The organism is Saccharothrix longispora (assembly GCF_031455225.1).
Lineage (GTDB): Bacteria > Actinomycetota > Actinomycetes > Mycobacteriales > Pseudonocardiaceae > Actinosynnema > Actinosynnema longispora.
This window is the reverse complement of the sequence record NZ_JAVDSG010000001.1, coordinates 1,959,813-1,983,273: the sequence shown is the minus strand read 5'-3', so window position 1 is coordinate 1,983,273 and position 23,461 is coordinate 1,959,813. Positions and strand designations below refer to the sequence as shown.

Here is a 23,461-nt window from a genome sequence, read left to right as displayed (position 1 = left end):
GTGCCGAACCCGATCACGAGTCGTCACCGCCCTTGTCGTCGTCGAGCTTCACGTCGCGCTTGTCGTCCCGGTCGGTGATCTTCGTGTCGCGGTCGGTCGGCGCCAGGTACTTCTCGGTGGTGGGGTCGACGCCCGCGCGGCCCCCGCGCTTGGTCACCGAGTAGTGCGACTCGTCGCGCATCCGCTCGACCATGTGCGGGTAGTGCAGCTCGAACGCCGGGCGCTCGCTGCGGATGGGGGGCAGCTCGGTGAAGTTGTGCCGCGGCGGCGGGCAGGTGGTCGCCCACTCCAGCGAGTTGCCGAAGCCCCACGGGTCGTCCCGGCCCGCGATCTCGCCGAACCGGTAGCTGCGGAACACGTTGTAGACGAACGGCAGCGTGGACGCGCCGAGGACGAACGCCGCCACCGTGGAGATCGTGTTGAGCGTGGTGAACTCGTCGCTGGGCAGGTAGTCGGCGTAGCGGCGCGGGAAGCCCTGGTTGCCCAGCCAGTGGTGGACCAGGAAGGTGCCGTGGAACCCGAGGAAGGTCAGCCAGAAGTGCAGCTTGCCCAGCGGTTCGTCCAGCATCCGCCCGGTGAACTTCGGGAACCAGAAGTAGATGCCCGCGTAGGTGGCGAACACGATCGTGCCGAACAGCACGTAGTGGAAGTGGGCCACCACGAAGTACGTGTCGTGCACGTGGAAGTCGATCGGCGGCGAGGCGAGCAGGATGCCGGACAGGCCGCCGAACAGGAACGTCACCAGGAACCCGACGCTGAACAGCATCGGTGACTCGAACGTCAGCTGCCCCTTCCACATGGTGCCGATCCAGTTGAAGAACTTGATGCCGGTCGGGATCGCGATGATGAACGTGCTGGCCGAGAAGAACAGCAGCAGCACCGCGCCGGTGGCGTACATGTGGTGCGCCCACACGATCACCGAGTACAGCGCGATGGCGATCGTGGCGTAGACCAGTCCCTTGTAGCCGAACAGGGGTTTCCGGCTGAACACCGGCAGGATCTCCGACACGATGCCGAAGAACGGCAGCGCGACGATGTAGACCTCGGGGTGCCCGAAGAACCAGAACAGGTGCTGCCACAGGATCACCCCGCCGTTCGCGGGGTCGAACACGTGCGCGCCGAAGTGCCGGTCCGCCAGCAGGCCCAGCAGCGCGGCGGTCAGGATCGGGAACGCCACCAGCACCAGGATCGAGGTGATGAGGATGTTCCAGGTGAAGATCGGCATCCGGAACATCGTCATGCCGGGCGCGCGCAGGCAGACCACGGTGGTGATCATGTTGACCGCGCCGAGGATCGTGCCGAGGCCGCCGACCGCCAGGCCGCAGATCCACAGGTCCGCGCCCACGCCGGGGCTGTGGATCGCGGTGGACAGCGGCGTGTAGGCGGTCCAGCCGAAGTCCGGCGCGCCCGCCGGGGTGAGGAAGCTGCTGACCGTGATCAGGCCGCCGAACAGGTACAGCCAGTACGAGAACGCGTTGAGCCGCGGGAACGCCACGTCGGGCGAGCCGATCTGGAGCGGCAGGATGAAGTTGGCGAAGCCGAACACGATCGGGGTCGCGTAGAGCAGCAGCATCACCGTGCCGTGCATGGTGAACAGCTGGTTGTACTGCTCGTTGGAGAGGAACTGCATCCCCGGCCGGGCCAGCTCGCCGCGCATCAGCAGCGCCATCAGGCCGCCGACCATGAAGAACGCGAACGACGTGACCAGGTACATCAACCCGATCAGCTTGTGGTCGGTGGTCCGGAACAGCCGCAGCAGCGCGGAGCCCTTGAGGCGCGAGCGCGTCTGGTCCGCGATCGGCACGGGTGCGGGCTTGAGCGTGGTCATGTCGCCCCTCACGGGCGGAAGACGGCCCGCAGGCAGTCGTCTTCCTTGTCCTTGAACAGTTGGTAACCGCGCGCGCCCTCGTCGAGCGGCATGACGTGCGTCGCCAGGTGGGTGGTGCTCAGCTCTCCCGAGGCGATCCGGTCGAGCAGCATCGGGATGTAGCGCTGCCCGTGCTGCTGCGCGCCGCGCAGGGTGAGGCCCTTGTTCATCATCGCGCCGAGCGGGAACTTGTCGACGATGCCGCTGAACACGCCGAGCACGAACACCGAGCCGCCCTTGCGGCAGGCGTGGATCGCCTCGCGCACCGCGATCGGCCGGTCGGTCTCCAATTTCAGCTTGCTCTTGACCTGGTCGTAGGCGTGCTGCGGGCCGTAGCTGTGCGCCTCGCAGCCCACCGCCTCGATGCACACGTCCGGGCCGCGACCGCCGGTCATCTCGCGCAGCGCCGCGCCGACGTCGGTGTCGCCGTAGTTGAGCGTCTCCACGCCGAACGCCTGTTCGGCCTGCGTGAGCCGGTAGTCGAAGCGGTCGATGACGACCACGCGCTCCGCGCCGAGCAGCTGGGCCGAGCGGGCCGCCATCTGGCCGACCGCGCCGCTGCCCCACACGGCCACCACGTCGCCGGGGCCGACGCCGCCGAGTTCCGCGCCCATCCACCCGGTCGGGGCGGAGTCGGAGGCGAACACGGCGCTCAGGTCGTCCACGGCGGGCGGGATCGGGATGGCGGTGTGGTCGGCGAACGGCACGCGCACGTACTCGGCGTGGCTGCCCTTGAAGCCGCCCATCGCGTGCGAGTAGCCGAAGATGCCGCCCGGGTCCGCGCCCCACAGGGCCTGCGTGATGCCGGGGTTGGTGTTGGTGTTGTCGCACAGCGACCACAGATCGTTGCGGCAGTACCAGCAGCGCCCGCAGCCGATGAACGAGGCCACGACGACGCGGTCGCCCACCTTGTGGCGGGTGACGCCCGGCCCGACCTCGACGACCTCGCCCATGAACTCGTGGCCGATGACGTCACCGGCCTCCATGAACGGGATGTGGCCGGTGAGCAGGTGCAGGTCGGAGCCGCACACCGTGCTCAGGCCCACCCGCAGGATCAGGTCCTCGTCGTTCTGGATGATCGGGTCGGGCACGTTCTGCACCCGGACGTCGTTGACGCCTTCCCAGCACAGCGCCTTCACAGCCTGCCCTCCCCCTTGGACTTGCGCACGACGAACTGGAGCACCTTGCCCGCCGGACCGGGGTGCGTCGACGGCCGCGCGTCGGGCTGGACCACGGTGCCGGTCTCCAGCAGCGACTTGGCCTTCCGCAGCGCCACCCGCAGGTCCTCCCGCGACACGGCGTCGCCGCGCGGCCGGCCCAGCACCTCGGTGCCCCGGTCGCCGGGGGCCGCGCGGAAGCGCAGGTCGACCTGCCCGCTCAGCCGCTCCAGCGGTTCGGGCAGGGCCCGCGCCCCCTCCACGTCCTCCAGCGGGCGGGCCACCGTCACCGCGAGCCAGTGGTCCGACCGGGTGCCGTGCGCCGCGCGGCGCCGGGCCACGGCGCGGCCGGCCAACGCCGCCGCCGCACCCGCTCCGGTCAGGGCCAACGTCGTGAGCCTGCCGTTCACGCCTCGTCCTCCGGCGAGTCGCTCGGCGGCCGCTTCGAGACCTCGACCTCGGTCTCGGTCAGGGGCGACCCGCTGTTCTCCTCGGCCGCACCGCGCTCGACGCCCTCGTCGTCCCGCTGTGGTTCGGTCATCGACTTCCTCCTCGTGCCCGCGAGCGGTGGGCGCTGGATTGCCGGGCCGATCCGCTTCAAACCCCCGGACGGCGACCCATTCGCCTGAACCTCCCCCGCGCCGTCACGCCCGTCCGCCGAGGAGCGGGCCGACCAGCCGGTGGATCTCCGGTGACGGCTCCAGCCCCAGTTCGGCGCGCAGCCGCGAGCGGTAGCTCCGGTACTGCCGCACGGCCTGCGCGGGGTTGCCGTCGTCGAGGTGCAACTCGACCAGGGTGCGGTGGGCGCTCTCGCGCAGCGGGTCGCTCTGCACGGCCGCCAGCGCGGCCTGGTGGGCGCGGTGGCGGTCGCCGGCGGACCTGAACCGCGTGCTGAGCGCCTCCAGCGCCCGCAGCCGCGCCTCGTGCCACCAGTCCTGCTCGGCCGCCAGCCACTGGTCGCTCCAGCCGGGCAGCAGGTCGGCCTTGAGCAGGGCCACGGCCCCCGGGTCGGGCGTGCCCGCCTCCGCGGCGGTGGCGGCCAGGCGGCACGCCCGGTGGAAGTCGACGTCCACCGCCGCACCCAGGCGCAGCGCGTCCTCGGTCGGCTCGACCAGCGGCGCGCCCGGCTGGGCCAGGCGCCACAGGGTGGAGCGCAGGCACGCGGCGGCACGGCGGGCGGTCGCCTCCGGCCACAGCATCGCCGCCACGACCGCGCGGCTGACCGGCGCCTGCCGCACAGCGAGCAGGGCCAGCAGCCGGCGCGCGCCCGGTATCACGTGCAGTGGTGTCGGACCGTGCTCCAGGACGAAGCCGTCGAGGAGCCTGATCGTGGTGCGGGGCTCGGACTCGGCGAGGGGTTCGCTCATCGGTACTGCCCATCTACAGGGTGCTCGGGCCGCACGGGTGCCCGTGAAATCCGCGAACACACCATCGGCCGCGAATTTTCTTCCGCTGTGACCAGCACGGGTGACGCGGCGGTGACGCGCCCGTGGCGGGTTCGGGCGCTCCCTGTCATGCGGCGTTCCTAGCGTCGGCGCCCTGACCGCAACCCAGGAGGCGTGATGTTCCTGCACACCAGCAGGCTGCAGTTCGAGGCCAAGCCCAGCGCGCCGGACGCCCTGTTCGCCCGCAAGCTCCAGGAGCTGATCGGTGGCGCGTGGGGCGAGATGACGGTGACGATGCAGTACCTGTTCCAGGGCTGGAACTGCCGCGTGGAGGGCAAGTACAAGGACCTCATCATGGACGTGGCCACCGAGGAGATCGGCCACGTGGAGATGCTGGCGACGATGTGCGCCAGGCTGTTGGAGGGCGCTCCTTCGGAGATGACGGCCGACGCCGTGAAGGACCCGGCCGTCGCGGCGGTCCTCGGCGGCATGGACGTCCAGCAGGCCATCGTCAGCGGCGGCGGCCCCACCCTGTCCGACAGCAACGGGGTGCCGTGGAACGGCCGCTACATCGTGGCCAGCGGCAACCTGATGGCCGACTTCCGGGTGAACGTCGCGGCCGAGGCGCAGGGCCGGCTCCAGACCGCGCGCCTCTACAACATGACCGACGACCCCGGCGTGCGCGACATGCTCAAGTTCAACCTCGCCCGCGACACGGCCCACCAGAACATGTGGCTGGCCGCGATCGAGGAGCTCCAGGAGGACGGGCTGGAGGGCCCGATCAGCCCGAGCGCGCTGTTCGACGAGGAGCACCAGGAGCACGCGGGCACGATCTGGCACAACTCCGACGGCGTGCACGGCCCCGAGGGCCGCTGGGCCTCCGGACCCGCGCCGGACGGCTCGCACGAGTTCTCCTACCTGATGGACGTCGAGCCGCTGGGGGGCAAGGCGTCCGCGCCGCCGCCGGACCCGATGCTCTACGCGACGAGCCCCGCGAACCTCGGTCTCATCGAGAAGGCCATCAAGAAGCTCGCTCCCTGACACCAGGTCCCGCTGTGGTGGCCACCCGTCCGGGTGGCCACCACCCGAGCACGGAAGGACGGTGGGATGGTCGGCATCTCGATGGCGTCGCCGGTGGTGGCGCGGCTGCGGTCGGCGGCCGTGGTCATGGGCCCGGCGTTCGTGGTGGCGGTCGCGTACGTCGACCCGGGCAACTTCGCGACCAACATGGCGGGCGGCGCCAAGCACGGCTACCTGCTGCTGTGGGTGATCGTCGCGGCGAGCGGGTTGGCGATGTTCATCCAGTACCAGTCGGCGAAGCTCGGCGTGGTCACCGGCCGCAACCTGCCGGAACTGTGCCGCGAGCGCTACTCGCGACCGGTCACGGGGATGCTGTGGGTGCAGGCCGAACTGGTGGCGATGGCCACCGACCTGGCCGAGTTCGTGGGCGCGGCGGTGGCGCTGAACCTGCTGTTCGGGGTGCCGCTGCTGCCCGCCGCGCTGATCACGGCGGTGGTGTCGGCGGGCATCCTCGCGCTGGCCCCGCTGCGCAGGCGCCGGTTCGAGTCGGTGATCGTCGGCCTGCTCGCGATCGTGCTCGGCGGGTTCCTCTACCAGGCGTTGCAGCTCGGTCCCCTCACCGGCGCGGCGGCCGGGCTCGTGCCGGGGTTCGCCGGCGTGGACAGCGTGCTGCTGGCCACCGGCATGCTCGGCGCGACCGTCATGCCGCACGTCATCTACCTGCACTCGGCGCTCACCCAGCGCCACCACACGACCGACCCGGTGGTGCGGCGGCGGACGCTGCGGGCCAGCCGCACGGACATCCTGGTCGCGCTCGGCGTGGCCGGCGTCGTCAACGTGAGCATGCTGGTCGTGGCGGCCGGCGCGTTCCACGGCAGCGACACGCCCAGCGAGTCGCTGGAGGACATGCACAGCGGGCTGGGCAGCCTGCTCGGCCCCGGCGCTGCGCTGGCGTTCGCGCTGGCCCTGCTGGCCTCGGGCCTGGCCGCGTCCAGCGTCGGCACCTACTCCGGTCAGGTCGTCATGGAGGGCTTCCTGCGCCGCCGCATCCCGCTGTCGCTGCGCAGGCTGCTGACCATGGCCCCGGCGCTGGTCATCCTGGCGATGGGCGTCGACCCGATGAAGGCGCTGGTGCTCAGCCAGGTCGTGCTGTCGTTCGGCATCCCGTTCGCCCTCGTCCCGCTCGTGCTGCTGGGGCGCCGTCGCGACGTGATGGGCGACGCGGTGAACCGCCGCGCCACCACGTGGTTCGGCGCGGCGGGCGCGGCGGTCATCTCGGCGTTGAACGTGTTCCTGCTGGTCCGCACCTTCACCGGGTGAGCCGGCCGGGGATCGGGACCGTCTCGCCGCGGCCCACCGGGATCAACGAGACCGGTGGGCGGCGGCGCTCGACCTCGCCGACGAAGTCCGACAGCGGCGACTTCATCAGGCCGTAGTCGTCGTAGTGCACCGGCACGGCGTGCCGCGGGCGCAGCATCTCCAGCAGGTCGACGCCCTGCGCGCCGTCCATGGTGAGCAGCACGCCCAGCACCTTCGTGCCGCCCAGGTGGACGACCGCGACGTCGATCTCCGGGTAGCGCTCGCGGATCTCGCGCAGCTCGTCGTGGACGAGCGTGTCACCGCTGAGGTAGACCCGCAGCGGCGTCGCGGTCGGGTTCGCCCGGTACTCGACCATGGTGCCCATCACCGGTGGCAGGACCCTGGCCAGCGCGCCGAGCGCGTGCCGCCCCGGCAGCGACGTGATCGTCACCGACGCCTCGCCCCTGGTCAGCGTCTCCTGCCCCCAGGTGCGCAGGCCCAGCGTTTCCCGGAAGCCGCGCCGACCGAGCCTGCGCGCGGCGTGCGGGGTGGTCAGGACCGGCAGGTCGTGGTCGAGGCCGCGCGCCGCGACCCGGTCGAAGTGGTCGCCGTGGAAGTGCGACAGCACCACCGCGTCGAGCGGCGGCAGCCCGTCGATGCCGACGGCCGGGTCCTTGAGCCGCCGGGACACCAGCCCCTGCCCGAAGTAGCTCCACTGGCCGCGGCGGAGGAAGTTGGGGTCGGTCAGCAGGGTGAACGGCCCCAACCTCAGCACCGTCGTGGCGTTGCCGACGAAGAACAACGAATTCTGCTCGCCCATGGCCGCGGGATAACCGCGGGCGGGCGGTTCAACCACGCGGGTCGCGATTCCTCACACGTTGCGCCGGTACTGGCCGCCCACCTCGAAGAACGCCTCGGTGATCTGCCCGAGCGTGCACACGCGCGCCGCGTCCACCAGCACGTCGAACACGTTCTCCCCCGACGCGGCGGCCTGCTTGAGCCGGCGCAGGGCGGGCTCGGCCTCCGCGGCGTGGGCGGCGGCGAACGAGCGGGTCCGCTCGACCTGCGAGCGCTTCTCGTCCTCGGTGGCGCGGGCCAGCTCGATGGTCGCCTGCTCGCGCGAGCCGTCCTCGGGCAGGAACGTGTTCACCCCGACCAGCGGCAGCGACCCGTCGTGCTTGCGCTGCTCGTAGCGCATCGACTCGTCCTGGATGCGACCGCGCTGGTAGCCGGTCTCCATCGCGCCCAGCACGCCGCCGCGCTCGGAGAGCCGGTCGAACTCGGCGAGCACCGCCTCCTCGACCAGGTCGGTCAGCTCGTCGATCACGAACGAGCCCTGGAGCGGGTTCTCGTTCGCCGACAGGCCCCACTCCTTGTTGATGATGAGCTGGATGGCCATCGCCCGGCGCACCGACGCCTCGGTGGGCGTGGTGACCGCCTCGTCGTAGGCGTTGGTGTGCAACGAGTTCGTGTTGTCGTACAGGGCACACAGCGCCTGGAGGGTGGTGCGGATGTCGTTGAAGTCCATCTCCTGCGCGTGCAGGGACCGGCCGGAGGTCTGCACGTGGTACTTGAACTTCTGCGACCGCTCGTTGGCGCCGTAGCGCTCCCGCATGGCGATGGCCCAGATGCGTCGCGCCACCCGGCCGATGACGCTGTACTCGGCGTCCATGCCGTTGGAGAAGAAGAACGACAGGTTGGGCGCGAAGTCGTCGATCGACATCCCGCGCGCGAGGTACGACTCGACGTAGGTGAACCCGTTGGCGAGGGTGAAGGCGAGCTGGCTGATGGGGTTCGCGCCGGCCTCGGCGATGTGGTAGCCGGAGATGGACACCGAGTAGAAGTTGCGGACCCGGTTGCGGATGAACCACTCCTGGATGTCGGCCATCATCCGCAGCGAGAACTCGGTGGAGAAGATGCAGGTGTTCTGGCCCTGGTCCTCCTTGAGGATGTCGGCCTGCACGGTGCCGCGCACGGTCGACAGCGCCCGCGCCCGCAGCTCCGCGGCCTCCTCCGCCGACGGCTCCCGGCCGTGCTCGGCCCGGAACTTGTCGACCTGCTGGTCCACCACGGTGTTGAGGAAGAACGCGAGGATCGTGGGCGCGGGGCCGTTGATGGTCATCGACACCGACGTGGTGGGCGCGGTGAGGTCGAAGCCGTCGTAGAGCGCCTTCATGTCGTCCAGGGTCGCGATGGACACGCCGGACGTGCCGACCTTGCCGTAGACGTCCGGCGGGGTGTCGGGGTCGCGGCCGTAGAGCGTGACCGAGTCGAACGCGGTGGACAGGCGCGTGGCCTCCGAGCCCTGGGACAGGTACTTGAAGCGGCGGTTGGTGCGGAACGCGTCGCCCTCGCCCGCGAACATGCGCGCCGGGTCCTCGCCGTCGCGCTTGAACGGGAACACGCCCGCCGTGTACGGGAAGCGGCCGGGCAGGTTCTCCTCGCGCAGGAAGCGCAGCAGCGTGCCGTCGTCGTCGTGGCGGGGCAGCGAGACGCGGCGCACCCGGTTGCCCGACAGCGTCTCGCGGGTGAGCGTCGTGCGGATCTCCCGGTCGCGGACCTTCACCACCAGTTCGTCGCCGCTGTAGTCCTCGACGGTCTTCGGCCACTCGGCGAGCAGCGCCGCGGACACCGCGTCGACCCGCTGCTCGGCCGCCCCCAGCAGCTCCGCGACCCCGGCGGTGTCGTGGCCGGCGGCGGCCAGCTCCTCGCGCACGGCGCGCAGGCGCGCGACCCGGCGCACGGCGTCCACGTGGGTCTCGGTGGCGCGGTGGTAGCCGCGCACGGTCTCCGCGATCTCGGCCAGGTAGCGGACGCGCTCGGGCGGCACGACGGTGGACGCCGACGTGGACACCTTGCGGTCGACCCGGGCCAGCGCGCCGTCGCCCACGGCGAGGCCGCGCTGCGCCAGCTCGTCGCGCAGGTGCTGGTACAGGGCGGTCACGCCGTCGTCGTTGAAGGTGGCGGCGGACGTGCCGAAGACCGGCATGTCCTCCCAGGACGCGCCGAACGCCTCGCGGTTGCGCACCAGCTGGCGGGCGACGTCGCGGCGGGCGTCCTCGGCGCCGCGGCGCTCGAACTTGTTGATCGCGACCACGTCGGCGAAGTCGAGCATGTCGATCTTCTCCAGCTGCGACGCGGCGCCGAACTCCGGCGTCATCACGTACAGCGAGAGGTCCGCGAAGGGCACGATCGCCGCGTCGCCCTGGCCGATGCCCGGCGTCTCCACGACGACCAGGTCGAACCCGGCCGCCTTGCAGGTCAGGATCGCGTCGGCCAGCCCGTCGGGCACCTCCGCGCCCGCGCGCCGGGTGGCCATCGAGCGGAAGAACACGCGGTCGCCGCCCAGGCAGTTCATCCGGATGCGGTCGCCCAGCAGGGCGCCGCCGCCCTTGCGGCGGGTCGGGTCGACGGCCAGGACGGCCACCCGCAGCTTGTCCTCCTGGTCGAGCCGGAAGCGGCGCACCAGCTCGTCGGTCAGCGAGGACTTGCCCGAGCCGCCGGTGCCGGTGATGCCCAGGACCGGCACGGTGCGCCCGGCCGCCGCGGCGACCAGGTCCTCCCGCAGGTCGTCGGGGAGCCAGCCGGCCTCGACGAGCGTGACGGCGCGGGCCAGCAGGTCGTCCCCGCCGGTGAACAGCCCGTCCCACGACGGCGGCACGCGCTCGGCCAACGGGTGGTCGCACGCCGCCACCATCGTGTTGATCATGCGGGCCAGGCCCAACTGCTGGCCGTCGGCCGGGGAGAAGATCCGCGCCACGCCGCGCGAGTGCAGCAGCTCGATCTCCTCGGGCACGATCACGCCGCCACCGCCGCCGAAGACCTTGACGTGCCCCGCACCGCGCTCGGCGAGCAGTTCGACCAGGTAGGTGAAGTACTCGACGTGGCCGCCCTGGTAGGCGCTGATGGCGATGCCCTGCACGTCCTCCTGGACCGCCGCGTCCACGACCTCGCGCACGGACCGGTTGTGGCCGAGGTGCACGACCTCGACGCCCTGCGACTGGAGGATGCGGCGCATGATGTTGATCGCCGCGTCGTGCCCGTCGAACAGGCTGGCCGCGGTGATGAAGCGGACCGGGTGCTCCGGGGTGTGCAGCGGGCTGGCGGCGGTCACGACGGCTCCTTCGGCATCGGCGACTCCCCCACAGATTACTAGGACATCCGTCTATCGGAGGTAGGAGGGAATTGTCGCGCACGTCACGCGACCGCGCACCGCGCCACCCCGTGACCACTCCCCGACCACCCGTCCGGCCGACCCCCGATCGCTTTGCCAACCCTGGACGTACGCCTTGACGTACACGCGTGTAACTTGCGTACAAACGGGGTAGAGGATTTTTCTATGAGCAGCACACCGATCTACGACGAGCTGGCCGCCATCCTGCTGTCCGACAAGCCCGCCGAAGGTGAGGCCGCCGGGCCGAAGCAGGTCGACCAGAGCCAGGAGCAGGCCGCGCCCGTGCGCACCGGTGGCCGCCGGCGCAAGCCCGAGCCGGACGCCTGACCCCCTCCCGCCAGTCGTGGTCGAACAGGTGTTCGACCGACCGGGTTATGCTGCCGACATGCAGGTGTCGCTGTTCGACGACGGCGCGCAGGCCCCGGCGCTGCGCCCGCTGACGGGGCTGCGGCGGACCACCCTGGGCGACGGCGCGTGGGTGGACGTGCTGCCGGGCTGGCTGACCGGCGCGGACGCGTTGTTCCGACGCCTGGTGGCCGAGGTGCCGTGGCGGGCCGAGCGCAGGCGGATGTACGAGCGCGTGGTCGACGTCCCGCGCCTGCTCCGCTTCTACGACGAGACCGCTCCCCTGCCCGACCCGGTGCTCACCGGGGCGCGCACGGCGTTGAGCGCGCACTACGCGGAGGAGCTGGGCGAACCGTTCCGCACCGCCGGCCTCTGCTACTACCGCGACGGTCGCGACGGCGTGGCCTGGCACGGCGACACGATCGGCCGAGGCGCCACGCACGACACGATGGTGGCCATCGTGTCCGTCGGCGCCCCGCGCACCCTGGCCCTGCGACCGCGCGGCGGCGGTCCCACCACCCGCTACGCCCTCGGCCACGGCGACCTGATCGTCATGGGCGGCTCGTGCCAGCGCACCTGGGAGCACGCCGTCCCCAAGGCGGCCGGGGCGGTCGGTCCGCGCGTCAGCGTCCAGTTCCGGCCGCGCGGCGTGCGCTGATCCCCGTGGTGTCACGCCGTCGGTCCAGCGCCGTCGGTCCCGCGCCGTCGGTCCCGCGCCGTCACAGGATCGCGACCACCGCGCCCGCCGCGGTGGTGCCGGGCTTGTCGCTGACCTGGCCGTCGCCGAGTTCCACCACCCGCCACTCGCCGTCCGCGCGCCGGGCCAGGTCGACGGTGGCGAACCGCAGGTCGGCGATCAGCGGACCGATGGCGCCGAGGTCCGGCGCGTCGGGCACCTCGTTCGGCGTGTCGGGGTGGGGACCGATGAGCGCGCAGGCGCCGTCGACCCACCAGGTGCGGACCTCGGTGGAGGTGAACCGCTCGAAGCGGCGCAGCACGAACCCGCCGGTGGCGTCGTCGTCGCGCAATTCGAGGAACCGCGCGGCGACCCGCCAGGCGGCCTCGGCGTCGGCGAGGTCCGGGATGTAGGCGGCCTCGTGCCAGTGGTGCTTCGCGGACTTCACGTAGTCGCGCAGCACGGCCGGGCCGGAGCCGAGGTCGCGGCGGACCTCGTCGAAGGCCTCGCGGTCGAAGCCCACCGTCCACACCGACTCGGGGGTGTGCGCGGTGAAGTCCCCGTACCAGCCGGGCAGCTCGTGGGCCCGGCGGTACTGCCCGGGCGAGGTGCGCGTCGTCACGCCCCGCGCGGCCAGGGCGGCGGCGAACGCGGAGTAGTGCTCGGAGCGCAGCATCCAGCCCCGGTAGACGGCATCGTCGTCGGCGGGCACCCGTGCCACGGCGCGCTCGGCCTCACCGCGGGCGAGCGCGTCGTGGTCGACGACCGCGACCCGGTGCCCGGCGTCGCGGGCGGCGGCGGCCTCGGGGGCGAAGTGCGGGTCTGGGCGCACCGGCCGCAGCGGGTCGGCGGGGACGAGCAGCATCATGGCCGCCATGGTGACCGCCCGCGCGCCCGGCGGCCGGCGATTTTGCGCGAAACGCGCGCCGAAAGGTTGCGCAAGCCCTCGACCCGCGGTGCGCGGTCGTCCGATCCTCGGACCGGTCCGGGGGAGGTCCGGTGGACGGGGTGCGGGTCCGGGTCGCGTCGGCGTACGCGACGTTCGCGTTGCTCGGCGTCGGCATCGGCGCGTCGGGCGTGCTGCTGCCGGCGCAGCTCGACGACTACGGGGTCGACCGGGCCACGCTCGGGCTGACGTTCCTCACCGGGTCGGCGGGGTTCGTGCTGGGCGGGGCCGCCGCCGGACCGCTGCTGCACCGCTGGGGACCGCGGACCGTGCTCGCGGCGGCGGGCGTCCTGTTCGCGGTGGCCGCCCTGGTCACCGCGGCGCACCCGCCGTTCGTCGGGTACGCGCTGCTCCAGGCCGTCGTGGGTTGGGCGAGCGGGGTGCTGGAGTCGGTCCTCAACGCGGTGCTGGCGGCGCTGCCGGGGGCCACGACCCGGCTCAACCGGCTGCACGCGTTCTTCGGCGCGGGCGCGCTGCTCGGACCGGTGGGCGCGACCCGGCTCCTCGCCACCGCGCCGTGGCCCACCACCTGGCTGGTGCTGGGCCTGGCCGCGCTCCCCCTGGTGGCCTGCTACCTGGTCGCGTTCCCCGCGCGGGCCCCGGCGTCGTCGCCGACCCGGTCGACGGGCCTGCTGGGCACGGCGCTGCGCCACCGCGGCGTGCTGGTCGCCACCCTCCTGCTGGTGCTGTACGTCGGGTTGGAGCAGTCGGTCGGCAGCTGGGGGTTCAGCTACCTGGTGCAGGCGCGCGGGCACGCCGACGCGGCGGCCGGCTACGCGGTGGGCGCGTACTGGCTGGGGTTGACGGTCGGGCGGTTCACGATCAGCCCGGTGCTCACCCGCCTGGGGTGGACGGCGGTGGGCCTGATGACGCTGTGCCTGTCCGGGGTGGCGGTGGCGGCGGCCGCGCTGTGGCTGACCCCGTTCCCCCCGGTCGCGGGCTTCGCGCTGCTCGGCTTCGCGCTGGGACCGGTGTTCCCGACCGCGATCGCGGTGGTGCCGGACCTGGTCGGGCCTCGGCTGGCACCCACCGCGATGGGTGTGCTGAACGCCGGTTCCTCGATCGGCGGCGGGGTGCTGCCGTGGTCGGCGGGTGCGCTCGCGCAGGCCGTCGGCGTGGGGACGCTGCTGCCCTTCGCGCTGGCGCTGGCCGTGCTGCAACTGGTCGTGTGGTGGCCGGTCGCCCGACTGGTCCGGTCCGGTCCTACCGGGACGGTCTGACCGACGTCCCGACCGGCGCCCTCGACCCGACGGACACGCGCGGTGCCGCGGCCGACCCCCTCAGAACTCGCCGAGTTCGGCGCGGGCCTTGTCGCACTCCACGGTCAGCCCGGCGTCGACCGCACGGCTGATCGACGCCAGCGCTCGCAGCTGCTCCGGTGTCAGCACGTCGAACAGGTGCTCGCGCACCGCCGCCACGTGCCCCGGCGCGGCCTCCCGCAGCACGGCGAAGCCCTCGTCGGTCAGCGTCGCGATGGAGCCGCGCCGGTCCGACGCGCACGCCCGGCGCTCGACCCAGCCCTCCTTCTCCAGGCGGGCCACCGCGTGGGACAGCCTCGACCGGGAGGAGAGGCACACCGACGCCAGCTCGCTCATCCTCATCGCGCGGTCCGGCGCCTCCGACAGGGCGACCAGGATCTCGTAGTAGGCCATCGGCATGCCGGAGTCGCGCTGCAACTGCCGGTCCAGGTGTCCGGTGAACTTGGTCACGGCGGTCATGAAGGCACGCCAGACCTGCTGCTCCTCGGCGCTCAACCACCGCACGTCGCTCATACCCCCATCATACGTCCGTTGTTGAACACTCAACCAGGATGCGCTATGTTCTGTTGAGAGTTCAACCAGACCGACCGAGAAGGACTTTGACGATGACCTCGCAGACTGCGATCCCCGGCTACCTCGTGGGCACCTGGGCGATCGACCCGGTGCACTCGGACGTCTCCTTCGTGGTCCGCCACCTGGGCGTGTCCAAGGTCCGCGGCCACTTCGGCACCTTCGAGGGCGCCATCGTGACCGCCGAGAACCCGCTGGAGTCCTCGGTCACCGCCAAGATCGACGCGGGTTCCATCGACACCCGCAACGAGCAGCGCGACGCCCACGTGCGCGGCGAGGACTTCCTGGACGTCGAGAAGTTCCCGGAGCTGACCTTCACCTCCACCGGTGTGCGCGCCCACGGCGAGGGCTTCCTCGTCGACGGCGACCTGTCGTTCCACGGCGTGACCAAGGCCGTGACCCTGGAGCTGGAGCTGAACGGCTTCGGCGACGGCATGGGCGAGGGCGCCAAGGTCGCGGGCTTCTCCGCCTCCACCGAGATCAGCCGCAAGGACTTCGGCGTGACCGGCGGCCCCGCCGGCGCCGTCGTCGGCGACAAGATCACGATCCTGCTGGAGATCGAGGCCACCAAGCAGGGCTGAGCCCCGCTCGAAGGCCGATCGCGAAAGCCCCGCCGGTGCTGCCGGCGGGGCTTTCGCGCACCCACCCGGACGATCCCGGGGCGACGTGGTCGCGGTCCGGGGTGAACCGGACCCCGTGCGCATCCGTAGTAGCCCTTGATGCCAGGGTTCCTCCCGTGCCGGACCGATGCGCCGGAACCGCCTCGCGGACACGGTCTGCTCACGGTCCGCGGACCGCGTGGGTGACACGGACGCAGGCATGGCACCATCTGGCGCAACACGCGCGCCGGACGCAGTCGAGGAGGGACCGGTGTGAACGCCAAGACCGAGCAGGTCGACGACCTTCGACTCGTCGCGCTACCGACCGCGGTGAACGTCGCGGACATGTTCGTCCGCTTCTCGCTCGGCGAGTGGCGCCTGCGCGGCATGCAGGACGAGGCCGCCCAGACCGCGCGCCGGCTCGTGGGCGCCGCCGTCGAGGTGGCGGACCGGCGTGCCCCCGGCCTCCTGCTGATCCGGCTCCGGCTGACCGGCACCTACCTCGTGGTCGAGGTCGAGGGCAACCGGGTGGCCGTGCCGCCGGAGCTGGCGGGCACCCGGGCGGGCCTCGTGGACCTCACCGCGGGCGGCCACCTCGCGTGGTGCGAACTGCCGCTCCCGTCGGGCATGAACGCCTCGTCGGTGCCGCTGCCGCGCCGCGAGCCGCGCCGCTCCCCGGCCGCGGAGAAGCTGGGCGACGAGCCCGACGTGGACCCCGAGGTGATCCAGCGCATCCTCTACGGCCTGGGTGGTGGCGCGGGCCGCCCCGAGTGACCCCGGTGGGGCGGCGACCGCGCCGTCCCGCCTCACTCCACCGCGGTCACCACGCCCGACGCCGCCTCGCGCACGTCCGGGTCCTCGTGCCGGCGCAGGCCGCGCAGCAGCACCCGCCACGGCTCGGGCCACCCCGTGCCGCGCCCCACCGCCGAGACGACCGCGAGCGCCAGCGGCGCGCACTCCGGGACGAGCGCCGACGCCACCTCGTGCAGCCTGGTCGGTGACAGCCGGGACAGCCGCGCGCCGAGCTCGTCGGAGACGCCCTCCGCCGCGCGCCACCGGAGCGTCGGCCGCACCGCCAGCCGCACCACCTCGCGCAGCCCTTCCAGTTCCGCGCCGGGCTCCTCCCACGGCACGGCGGCCAGTGCGAGCGGGACCGCCGCCGCGTCGAGGCCGGCCGCGGCGAGGTCCCGGGCCAGCGCGCGGGACGCCGCCCGCCACCGCACCTGCCCGCGCTCCGCCACCAGCCTCGACGCGATCGAGGACACCCGCTGCCGGGCCGGCAGGTCCCGGTCGGGTTCGGCGTCGTGCAGGTCCACCCGCGCGAGCAGCCCGGCCACGGCGGCGCGCAGCGGCGCCACGTCCTGCGTCGTGGCCGAGGCGCGCAGCAGGGCGGTCAGGGCGCCCGACCAGGTGGCCGTGTTGTCGAGGTCCACCACCAGGTCCACGAGCAGGTCCGCCGAGCCCGCGGTCCACCGGGTCCACTCCGGCAGCGCGCCGAGGCCGCGCCGGGCCGTGTCCGGGTCCGCCGAGGAGGCGACCGCGCGCACGAGCCCCGCGTACCGCTCCCGGTGGCGCCGGGCGACGGCGGCGGGCGGCAGCTCCAGCAGCTCGACCGCGACCTCGCCCCGTTCGCCGCTCGCGCGGGTCAGCAGCTCCCACGCCGCCGGGTCGTCGAGGAACCAGCGGGTCGCGGACACCAGGGCGCGCTTCACGTCCCGGTGCTCGCCGTCCCACGCGCCGGCGAGCGCGGTCGCGGCGCCGGGCACGCGGTGCCGGGCGAGCAGCCGCACGGCCTCCTTGCGGGCGGTCACCTTCCGCCCGGCCGCCAGCGGCGCGAGCAGCGCGCCCAGCCGGTCGGGCGGGGTGGAGCGGGCGCAGCGGGCCAGCGCGTGCACGGCGACGCGGGCCCGGTCTGTGTCGACGTGCGCGAGCAGGTCCGGCAGCACCGCCGACGGTTCGTCGGTCCACGCCAGCGCACCCAGCGCCGCCTCCACCACCCGCACCTCGGGGTCGGCCAGGAACCCGCGCAGCACGTCGGCCGTCCCCGGCACGCGGCCGAGGGCCCGCGCGGCGGACGCGCGCTCCACGGCGGGGGCGCGCCGCGCCTCGACCAGCGCGCGCAGCGCGGCGGCGTGCGCCTCGACCTGGCGCGGCAGCCAGCGGTCGAAGCAGCCGCGGAACGCCGGCACGTACCGCACGCCGCGCTTGAGGAACCGCCCGTGCAGCGACCCGACCGCCACCCGGTCCAGGAGGTCGGTGCGACGGCGGCCGATCGCCTCGCGCACGGCGTGCAGCGTGATCGTGGAAGGGTCGTCGCGGAACACGCGCCCCACCCGCTCGTCCCGGGTCGCGGGCGGCGCGAGCCACAGGTCGATCGCGCGCCGCACCACGTGGTCGTCCTTGGCGGACCGGGCCCGGTCCAGCAGTTCCTGCACGCGGTCCAGGCGCCAGGCACGCTTGCCGAGACCTGCCGCGAGCCCGAGCAGCACGGCGTGGCGGCCGCGTCGGGCGTCCGCCGTGATCCGCGGTTCCAGCGCCGCGAACACCCGCTCCTCGGCGCCGCGCGGCAGGACGCGGTCCAGGTTCGACAGGTCCACCGACGTCGCGTGCCCGCCCAGGTGCTCCACCGCGGCCAACCCGGCGTCCACCAGCGCGGGTCGGCGCGACACAGCGCCCTCGCGGATCAGCGCCGCGGCCAGCGCGCGGACCGCGTGCTGGGTCCGCCACGACGAGTCGCGCGCCTCCGCGGCGTCCAGCGCGACCTTGACGAGCACGTCGGCCTCGTCCGGGCGGAACAGCCACCCGGGGATGGCGGCGAGGGCACCGATGGCCCTGGCGCGCACCGGGTCCTGCTCGTTGGTCAGGCCCGCCAGGCCGGCGACGACCCCGCCGACCACCTCGGGGTCGCGGGTCGCGACGGCGGCCGACAGGTACAGCGGGTAGGCCGCGGCGCGGTCGTCCGCGGTGGCACGACGGGTGGCGGTCAGCAGCACCTCCCGCGCCTCCTCCCACGGCAGCCGCGCGGTCACCTCCAGCCGGCGGACCGGGTCGTCGGCGACCACGCGCAGTCCGAGCAGCCGCCGGGCCGCCTCACCGCGCGCGGCGGACGGCAACTCGTCCAGCACGGGCAGCGGCACGTCCGGGCGGTCGCCGAACACGCCCGCGACCACCGCGGCCCGCCGGGACGGCGCGACGGCGCGCAGGAACCGCACCTGCTGGTCGCCGTCGAGCACGCGGGCGACCGGCACCAGCCGCTCCTCCGGCAGCACGGCGAGCGCGCGCCACAGCGACCGGCGCGCGGGCAGCGGCCCGGTGCGGCGCGGGTCGACCAGCAGGGCCGCGACCCGCTCCGGCGCGTGCCGGGCGAGTCGGCCGACGACCTTGTCCAGCTCCCACGGCAGCGGCACGTGCGGCAGCACGCGTTCGACCAGGTCGAGGACGCGGTCCGGTTCGGCCCGCGCGGCGGCGACCACGGCCTGCCCGAAGCGCTGCCACGTGCCCGCCCACCACGTGGGCGCGGTCGCGGACAGCTCGGCCTCGACGAAGTCGAGCACCACGCCGGGGTGTCGACGCCCGACCGCGGTCCACCCGCCGACCGCGTGCTCCAGCTCCGGCAGCGCGGCCCGGACCACGTCCGACGAGCAGGCGGGCAGCAGCCCGGCGGCCTCGTGGTCGCCGTAGAGCGAGCGGGCGACGGGCAGCAGCGCGTCGGCCAGCGCCCGGCGTTCCCGCCGGCGCACCGCGCCGTAGAGCAGCCGGCGCAGGTCGGTCGGCAGGTGCGGCAGGCGTTCGCGGAACACCGCGCCGGGCAGGTCGAGCCGGATCGCCGCGCCGAGCGCCTGGTGCACCACCGCGGTCTCGGGGGCCGACAGGCAGCGCTCGACGTGGGCGCGGTGCCCGGCCACGTAGGCGATCTGCACGGCCGTCAGCCGTTCGAACGGGCCCCGGCCGTGGAGGTCGTCCAGCAGCCGGTCCAGCTCGGGCGTGCCGACCAGCTCGCGCGCGGTGCGGGCGAGCAGGCGGCGGCGCGCGGCGAACGGCAGCGGGTCGAGGGAGTGCAGCAGGCGGCGGGCGGAGGTCGTCACGGCGGGATTCTGTCCCGCGGGGCACCGGGCCGCCACCGAGTAGCCGAAATCGCCCGGTTAATTGTTTTGACGCCGCTGATCGGGATTCGCCATGATCGGTGCCACACGGAAACCGGGAGCGGACATGACGAGCACGGGTCGGATGGCGGCAATGCCCCGCCGCAACGCGCTCACCTGCCCGTTCCAGCTCCACGGACCAGGCTCCCGCACCTGACCTGCGCACAGGTCGCACCGGGAGCCGCCCGTCGGGTAATCCGACCAGGGCGGTTTTCTTTTTGCCGCACCGGCCACGACCGACGCGGAATGCGCGCGTATTCGCGTGCTCACGACGACACGGAGGTAACGAGCACCATGGACGGAAGAACCAGCCCGAGGCCGTCGCACCCCCGGCCCGCCACCCGCGGCCCGCGCAGACCGCCGACGCGCCACGGCGGCGACCAGTGGGACGGCAGCAGGTGACCGCCCCCGGACCCCGGCCCACGTGACGTGGGCCGGGGCCGGTCGACTACTGGAAGATGACGTCCGAGCAGAAGTAGTACGACTGGTCGCTGTGGCTGGCCTGCCAGATCGCGTAGACGACGTGGCGGCCCGTGCGGCTGCCCGCGTTCACGGCCACCTGGTAGGTGCCCGCCGGCGCGTAGCGGCCGGTGGTGGCGACCAGGTCGACGTTGTTCCAGCCCAGTGCCTGCCTGGTCGGGTCGAAGCCCTGCTTGGTCACGTACACCCGCAGGTAGTCCGCGCCGTGCCGGGCCTGGTCGGTGATGGTGAGCGTGAACTGCCGCGGCTTGGTCACGGCCTTCCACTGGCCCGGGTTGTCCAGCGCCGCGTACCGCATGCCGCCGGTCCGCCCGCCGCTGCACAGCTGGCCGTCGGGGATCGCGCCCTGGTGGTTGCCGGCGACGCCCTCGCGGTACAGGCCGTTCCAGTTCCACATCGCGTTGGTGTCGGCCTGCCACGCCTGCCAGCACATCGGGTCCTGCTGGGCCATCGACGGGTTCTGGAAGTCACTGCCCCAGCGCTGCCAGCAGCCGTAGTTGCGCGACGGCGGGTCGGTGGTCGACCCGTGCGCGTCGGCCACGCCGGTCAGCAGCCCCGCCATGAGCCCCGTGACGGCCACGAGCAACGCGAGGGACCGGGCGAACACGTTCTTTCTCGCAGGGATTGGCATGAGCGCCACTCTCTCCTCCTCGTTGAGGATGACCAACAGACTGGGAGCGCTCCCAAATCGCACTGTAACCACCCGTGCGCAATCTTGGGAAGTGTTGCCGCACAACGACTTCCATTCGACGGCGTTCGACGCCCGCGTTCGACGAAACCCACCCGGGCCCGGGTCGGCGCGCGATCGGGCAGCCGCTCGGCCGGGTCGTCGGGGCTCCGGCCGGGGACGTCCACAGTGGAGCCCGCGTCATCGGCGACGGAGTCGTCGGACATCACCCACAGGGTCGTGCTTTCCGCGCACGCTTGGTGATGAGGGCAGGTCAGAGCTGGTCGTACCACATCAGGGCCTTACCCGATCCGCTTACCCACCGTTAGAGCCGATCACGTCGGGTACCTGACTGGCGCATGGTCACTACTCAAGGAGGTTCCCCATGCGCAACATCACTCGTCTCATCGCCGCGAGCTTCGTGTCCGCCCCGCTGTTGATCGGTGCCGCCGGTCTCGCCTCCGCGTCCGCCGAGGACGTCTACCACGAGCACGAGATGTCGGTCGCCACATCCGAGGGCGCGGGCTCGGAGGGCGTGTACTCCGGCGTCGTGGACGGTGTGGCGTTCTTCCTGGAACACGAGTCGTGGGCGGACGACGAGGGGGCCTACTCCGAGGAGACGGGCTCGCTCGCCGACGGCCACGGCTGGGGCGGCCACGGCTGGGGATCGGACGGCGCCCACTACTGGAACTCGACGAACTACGCCGGTGAGGAGGGCGCCTTCAGCGAGAGCGTCGAGAGCCACGCCGGTGACAACGGCTGGGGCGAGGACGCCGACGCCGAGGAGGCCGAGGTCGAGGGTGACGACGCCGAGGTCGAGGTCGAGGTGGAAGAGGAGGAGACGGTCGCCGGTTACGACGGCTGACCGTTCCGCGACGACGCGCTGAAGAACGCCGAGCAGTGAGGTCCGCCGCGCATCACGGATGTGCGGCGGACCGTCGCGTTCCCCACCACCACCGCGCAGGTCCCGCGCCGGTGGAGCCGGCCGCGGGTCACCGCGGTCGCCACACGCCGGTCGTGCGGGGGCTGGTCAGGCGGTCGAAGTCGAGCCGGGTTGGTCGCGTGCCGCCGGCCAGGCGGGACAGGATCTCGTGGTGGCGGCGGGCGAGGGTGGCGATCACCTCGGCGGGCGGGGCGGCGGGGTCCGGTGCGTGGGCGTACCAGTTGCCCAGGACCTCCAGGGCCAGGTCGGTCACCATCACCGCGCCGACGGCGTGCACGGGTTCGTCGCCGGCGGCCAGCCCGGAGTGCAGGGTCAGGTTCCTCGTCGCGTACAGGGCGTCCAGGACGGTGGCGGTGCGGGCGGTCCGGTCGCGCAACCGGGCGGCGAGCACCTCGGGGTCGGCCAGCGCGGCACGCCAGCCGGTGACCTCGTGGACGGCGAGCGGGTGCAGGTGCGGGAGGAGGTCGTCGAGCGCGGCGCGGGCGGCGACCAGCGGTTCCGGGTCGCGGCCCGGTGGCCGGAGCAGGTCGGTCCAGGTGCCGAGGTCGTGCAGGTGGTGGCGTTCGTCGTGGCGGACGTGCGCGCCGATCGCGGCCAGGGCGGTGGCGACCCGGTCGGTCAGGGCGGCGAGGTCGGCGCGGGCTGCGGACGACGACCCGACCCGGCCGGTCGGGTCCCGGCGGACGGCGGCACGGTGACGCTCGGCGCGCTCGGCGTCGGCCACGCGCCGCCGGGCCTGCTCCAGGCGCGCCGCCGCGGACTGGCGCACGAGCCGGTACGCGCCGACGACCTGCTGGCGCAACGCCTGCACGGCCAGGGCCGCGGCCAGCTCGTGCCGCCGCACCAACCCGCAGGCCTCCAGTGCCGACCACGCCAGCGCCGACGCCACGGCGGGGGCGCCGGCGGCCACGTGCGCCATCCGCAGCGCCCGCCGCACCTCGTCGGGCAGCTCGCGGCGGGTCAGCGGGCGGGCGACCGGGGTGGTCCGCACGGGCGGCCGCCACTGCTCGGTCCCGGTCGCGCCCACCCGGTTCACCAGCACCCGGGCGTCCACGACCGGCGAGAACAGGCGCGTTCCCGCCGTGTACTGGTCGAGCAGCTCCACCAGCGCCCGGCGGGCCTTGCGGGCGGCCGACGGGCGGTCCACCGCGCGCACCTCCAGGCTCACCACGCACACCTCGCCGCCCGCCGGCGTGGCGTCGACGAAGGCGCGCAGCCCTTGCGTCGCCGCGCCCCACCGCAGGGAGCGGGCCGAGCGCAGCGGCGCCTGCTCGGCGGTGGCGTCGAACGCGTCCAGGCCCTCCAGCGCGCCGGCTCCCCGCACGACCAGCGCGGCCCGGTGCGGCGCGGCGTCCGGTCGCAGGGTCCGCCACACCGACGCGGCGTCCCAGCGGTCCAGGCGCGACAGGTCCAGCTCGGCGGCCGACGGGTCGCGGTCGAGCGCGGCGAGCAGGCAGGCCACCTCGTCGGCGACGCCGTCGGCCGCGTCGTCCGGGTGCTCCCACACCTCGGCGAACCGCCTCGCGAGCGCGTCGTCCACACCGGACACCGCGTCGCGCAGCGGTGCGAGCAGACGGGCACCGTCCACATCGGACCGCGCCACGGCGGCCCGCACCTCCCGAACCAGCCCGGCGATCGGGTCGAGCACGTCCCGTCCCCAGACGGCGGTGCTCGCATCGACGCGAGCGAGGACGTTCTCGCACAACCGGTCGACCAGGTGCTTCTGCGGCTGCCCCGCCGCGTGGTGGTGCTCCAGCACCGCGTGCAGCCTGGGCAGCTCGGTCACGAGGCCGGCCAGCGCGGAGGCGTGCCGGCTGTGGATGACGGCCGGTTCGACGCCGCGCAGCACCTGCTGCACCAGGCAGGCCCGCTCGGGGGTCAGGGCGTCCAGCCGTGCCGACAGGTGCGCGCCGAACCCCCGGTACCTCACCG

General features: G+C 73.4%; 20 protein-coding genes. 8 read left to right on the top strand and 12 right to left on the bottom strand.

Annotated elements, in window-relative coordinates:
* Positions 1-13 precede the first annotated feature (13 nt).
* The 5 genes from ctaD to J2S66_RS08315 all read right to left on the bottom strand — a co-directional run bounded on the left by ctaD (position 14) and on the right by J2S66_RS08315 (position 4,391).
* Entirely contained in the window at positions 14-1,828 is a 1,815-nt protein-coding gene (gene ctaD / locus J2S66_RS08335; protein ID WP_310305870.1) for an aa3-type cytochrome oxidase subunit I, read from the bottom strand.
* 8 nt (positions 1,829-1,836) lie between these two features.
* Positions 1,837-3,006, bottom strand: a complete 1,170-nt coding sequence (locus J2S66_RS08330) for a zinc-dependent alcohol dehydrogenase (protein WP_310305867.1) — start codon at positions 3,004-3,006, stop codon at positions 1,837-1,839.
* A complete protein-coding gene (locus J2S66_RS08325; protein ID WP_310305865.1) occupies positions 3,003-3,434 on the bottom strand; it encodes a hypothetical protein in 432 nt (143 codons plus the stop codon). Before J2S66_RS08325 ends, J2S66_RS08330 begins: the two co-directional genes overlap by 4 nt.
* Entirely contained in the window at positions 3,431-3,565 is a 135-nt protein-coding gene (locus J2S66_RS08320; RefSeq protein ID WP_310305862.1) for a hypothetical protein, read from the bottom strand. The genes J2S66_RS08325 and J2S66_RS08320 overlap by 4 nt, the downstream gene beginning before the upstream one ends.
* A gap of 103 nt (positions 3,566-3,668) precedes the next feature.
* Positions 3,669-4,391: an AfsR/SARP family transcriptional regulator gene (locus tag J2S66_RS08315; protein ID WP_310305861.1), complete on the bottom strand. Its 723-nt coding sequence runs from the start codon at positions 4,389-4,391 to the stop codon at positions 3,669-3,671.
* A 195-nt stretch (positions 4,392-4,586) separates the two neighbouring features.
* Here J2S66_RS08315 and J2S66_RS08310 point away from each other — a divergent pair, with 195 nt between their 5' ends.
* Both J2S66_RS08310 and J2S66_RS08305 read left to right on the top strand, forming a co-directional pair.
* Complete coding sequence (locus tag J2S66_RS08310; RefSeq protein WP_306747768.1) at positions 4,587-5,450, top strand: manganese catalase; 864 nt, start codon at positions 4,587-4,589, stop codon at positions 5,448-5,450.
* A gap of 66 nt (positions 5,451-5,516) precedes the next feature.
* Positions 5,517-6,749, top strand: coding sequence for an Nramp family divalent metal transporter (locus tag J2S66_RS08305; protein WP_310305859.1), 1,233 nt, complete (start codon positions 5,517-5,519; stop codon positions 6,747-6,749).
* Here J2S66_RS08305 and J2S66_RS08300 read toward each other — a convergent pair.
* Together J2S66_RS08300 and icmF are read right to left on the bottom strand one after the other, a co-directional pair.
* On the bottom strand, positions 6,739-7,548 hold the full coding sequence (locus J2S66_RS08300) for an MBL fold metallo-hydrolase (protein ID WP_310305857.1): 810 nt from the start codon (positions 7,546-7,548) through the stop codon (positions 6,739-6,741). The two genes, J2S66_RS08305 and J2S66_RS08300, sit on opposite strands and share 11 nt — an antisense overlap.
* Before the next feature lie 51 nt (positions 7,549-7,599).
* Positions 7,600-10,842, bottom strand: a complete 3,243-nt coding sequence (icmF, locus tag J2S66_RS08295) for a fused isobutyryl-CoA mutase/GTPase IcmF (protein ID WP_310305855.1) — start codon at positions 10,840-10,842, stop codon at positions 7,600-7,602.
* 225 nt (positions 10,843-11,067) lie between these two features.
* On the opposite strand from icmF, the gene J2S66_RS08290 reads away from it, so the two are divergent.
* The gene (locus tag J2S66_RS08290; RefSeq protein ID WP_310305852.1) at positions 11,068-11,229 is read left to right on the top strand and encodes a hypothetical protein; all 162 of its coding nucleotides are present in this window, start codon (positions 11,068-11,070) and stop codon (positions 11,227-11,229) included.
* A 58-nt stretch (positions 11,230-11,287) separates the two neighbouring features.
* A complete protein-coding gene (locus J2S66_RS08285) occupies positions 11,288-11,905 on the top strand; it encodes an alpha-ketoglutarate-dependent dioxygenase AlkB (protein ID WP_310305850.1) in 618 nt (205 codons plus the stop codon).
* Positions 11,906-11,966: 61 nt separating this feature from the next.
* On the opposite strand, the gene J2S66_RS08280 is transcribed toward J2S66_RS08285, so the two are convergent.
* Positions 11,967-12,791, bottom strand: coding sequence for an ATP-grasp domain-containing protein (locus J2S66_RS08280; protein ID WP_310305847.1), 825 nt, complete (start codon positions 12,789-12,791; stop codon positions 11,967-11,969).
* Between the two features lie 131 nt (positions 12,792-12,922).
* On the opposite strand from J2S66_RS08280, the gene J2S66_RS08275 reads away from it, so the two are divergent.
* A complete protein-coding gene (locus tag J2S66_RS08275) occupies positions 12,923-14,089 on the top strand; it encodes an MFS transporter (RefSeq protein ID WP_310305844.1) in 1,167 nt (388 codons plus the stop codon).
* Between the two features lie 60 nt (positions 14,090-14,149).
* Here J2S66_RS08275 and J2S66_RS08270 read toward each other — a convergent pair whose 3' ends face one another.
* Complete coding sequence (locus J2S66_RS08270; protein WP_310305842.1) at positions 14,150-14,641, bottom strand: MarR family winged helix-turn-helix transcriptional regulator; 492 nt, start codon at positions 14,639-14,641, stop codon at positions 14,150-14,152.
* 92 nt (positions 14,642-14,733) lie between these two features.
* On the opposite strand from J2S66_RS08270, the gene J2S66_RS08265 reads away from it, so the two are divergent.
* Both J2S66_RS08265 and J2S66_RS08260 read left to right on the top strand, forming a co-directional pair.
* On the top strand, positions 14,734-15,279 hold the full coding sequence (locus J2S66_RS08265; RefSeq protein ID WP_310305841.1) for a YceI family protein: 546 nt from the start codon (positions 14,734-14,736) through the stop codon (positions 15,277-15,279).
* 291 nt (positions 15,280-15,570) lie between these two features.
* On the top strand, positions 15,571-16,071 hold the full coding sequence (locus J2S66_RS08260) for an ATP-binding protein (protein WP_306747756.1): 501 nt from the start codon (positions 15,571-15,573) through the stop codon (positions 16,069-16,071).
* Positions 16,072-16,103: 32 nt separating this feature from the next.
* Here J2S66_RS08260 and J2S66_RS08255 read toward each other — a convergent pair whose 3' ends face one another.
* Both J2S66_RS08255 and J2S66_RS08250 read right to left on the bottom strand, forming a co-directional pair.
* Positions 16,104-19,382: a HEAT repeat domain-containing protein gene (locus tag J2S66_RS08255; protein ID WP_310305836.1), complete on the bottom strand. Its 3,279-nt coding sequence runs from the start codon at positions 19,380-19,382 to the stop codon at positions 16,104-16,106.
* Between the two features lie 505 nt (positions 19,383-19,887).
* Positions 19,888-20,550 carry a lytic polysaccharide monooxygenase auxiliary activity family 9 protein gene (locus J2S66_RS08250; protein WP_374726069.1) on the bottom strand — a complete coding sequence of 221 codons (663 nt, stop codon included), beginning with the start codon at positions 20,548-20,550 and terminating at the stop codon, positions 19,888-19,890.
* Between the two features lie 421 nt (positions 20,551-20,971).
* On the opposite strand from J2S66_RS08250, the gene J2S66_RS08245 reads away from it, so the two are divergent.
* A complete protein-coding gene (locus tag J2S66_RS08245) occupies positions 20,972-21,451 on the top strand; it encodes a hypothetical protein (RefSeq protein WP_310305833.1) in 480 nt (159 codons plus the stop codon).
* Positions 21,452-21,578: 127 nt separating this feature from the next.
* On the opposite strand, the gene J2S66_RS08240 is transcribed toward J2S66_RS08245, so the two are convergent.
* Positions 21,579-23,459 carry a hypothetical protein gene (locus tag J2S66_RS08240; protein ID WP_310305830.1) on the bottom strand — a complete coding sequence of 627 codons (1,881 nt, stop codon included), beginning with the start codon at positions 23,457-23,459 and terminating at the stop codon, positions 21,579-21,581.
* Positions 23,460-23,461: the final 2 nt, after the last annotated feature.

Bases quoted from the DNA above. Each gene is read 5' to 3' on its own strand.
- J2S66_RS08320 (WP_310305862.1), bottom strand. From the start codon at position 3,565: ATGACCGAACCACAGCGGGACGACGAGGGCGTCGAGCGCGGTGCGGCC.
- J2S66_RS08250 (WP_374726069.1), bottom strand. From the start codon at position 20,550: ATGCCAATCCCTGCGAGAAAGAACGTGTTCGCCCGGTCCCTCGCGTTG.
- J2S66_RS08285 (WP_310305850.1), top strand. From the start codon at position 11,288: ATGCAGGTGTCGCTGTTCGACGACGGCGCGCAGGCCCCGGCGCTGCGC.
- J2S66_RS08300 (WP_310305857.1), bottom strand. From the start codon at position 7,548: ATGGGCGAGCAGAATTCGTTGTTCTTCGTCGGCAACGCCACGACGGTG.
- J2S66_RS08310 (WP_306747768.1), top strand. From the start codon at position 4,587: ATGTTCCTGCACACCAGCAGGCTGCAGTTCGAGGCCAAGCCCAGCGCG.
- J2S66_RS08245 (WP_310305833.1), top strand. From the start codon at position 20,972: ATGCGCAACATCACTCGTCTCATCGCCGCGAGCTTCGTGTCCGCCCCG.
- J2S66_RS08290 (WP_310305852.1), top strand. From the start codon at position 11,068: ATGAGCAGCACACCGATCTACGACGAGCTGGCCGCCATCCTGCTGTCC.
- J2S66_RS08315 (WP_310305861.1), bottom strand. From the start codon at position 4,391: ATGAGCGAACCCCTCGCCGAGTCCGAGCCCCGCACCACGATCAGGCTC.
- J2S66_RS08305 (WP_310305859.1), top strand. From the start codon at position 5,517: ATGGTCGGCATCTCGATGGCGTCGCCGGTGGTGGCGCGGCTGCGGTCG.
- J2S66_RS08280 (WP_310305847.1), bottom strand. From the start codon at position 12,791: ATGATGCTGCTCGTCCCCGCCGACCCGCTGCGGCCGGTGCGCCCAGAC.
- J2S66_RS08270 (WP_310305842.1), bottom strand. From the start codon at position 14,641: ATGAGCGACGTGCGGTGGTTGAGCGCCGAGGAGCAGCAGGTCTGGCGT.
- J2S66_RS08265 (WP_310305841.1), top strand. From the start codon at position 14,734: ATGACCTCGCAGACTGCGATCCCCGGCTACCTCGTGGGCACCTGGGCG.
- ctaD (WP_310305870.1), bottom strand. From the start codon at position 1,828: ATGACCACGCTCAAGCCCGCACCCGTGCCGATCGCGGACCAGACGCGC.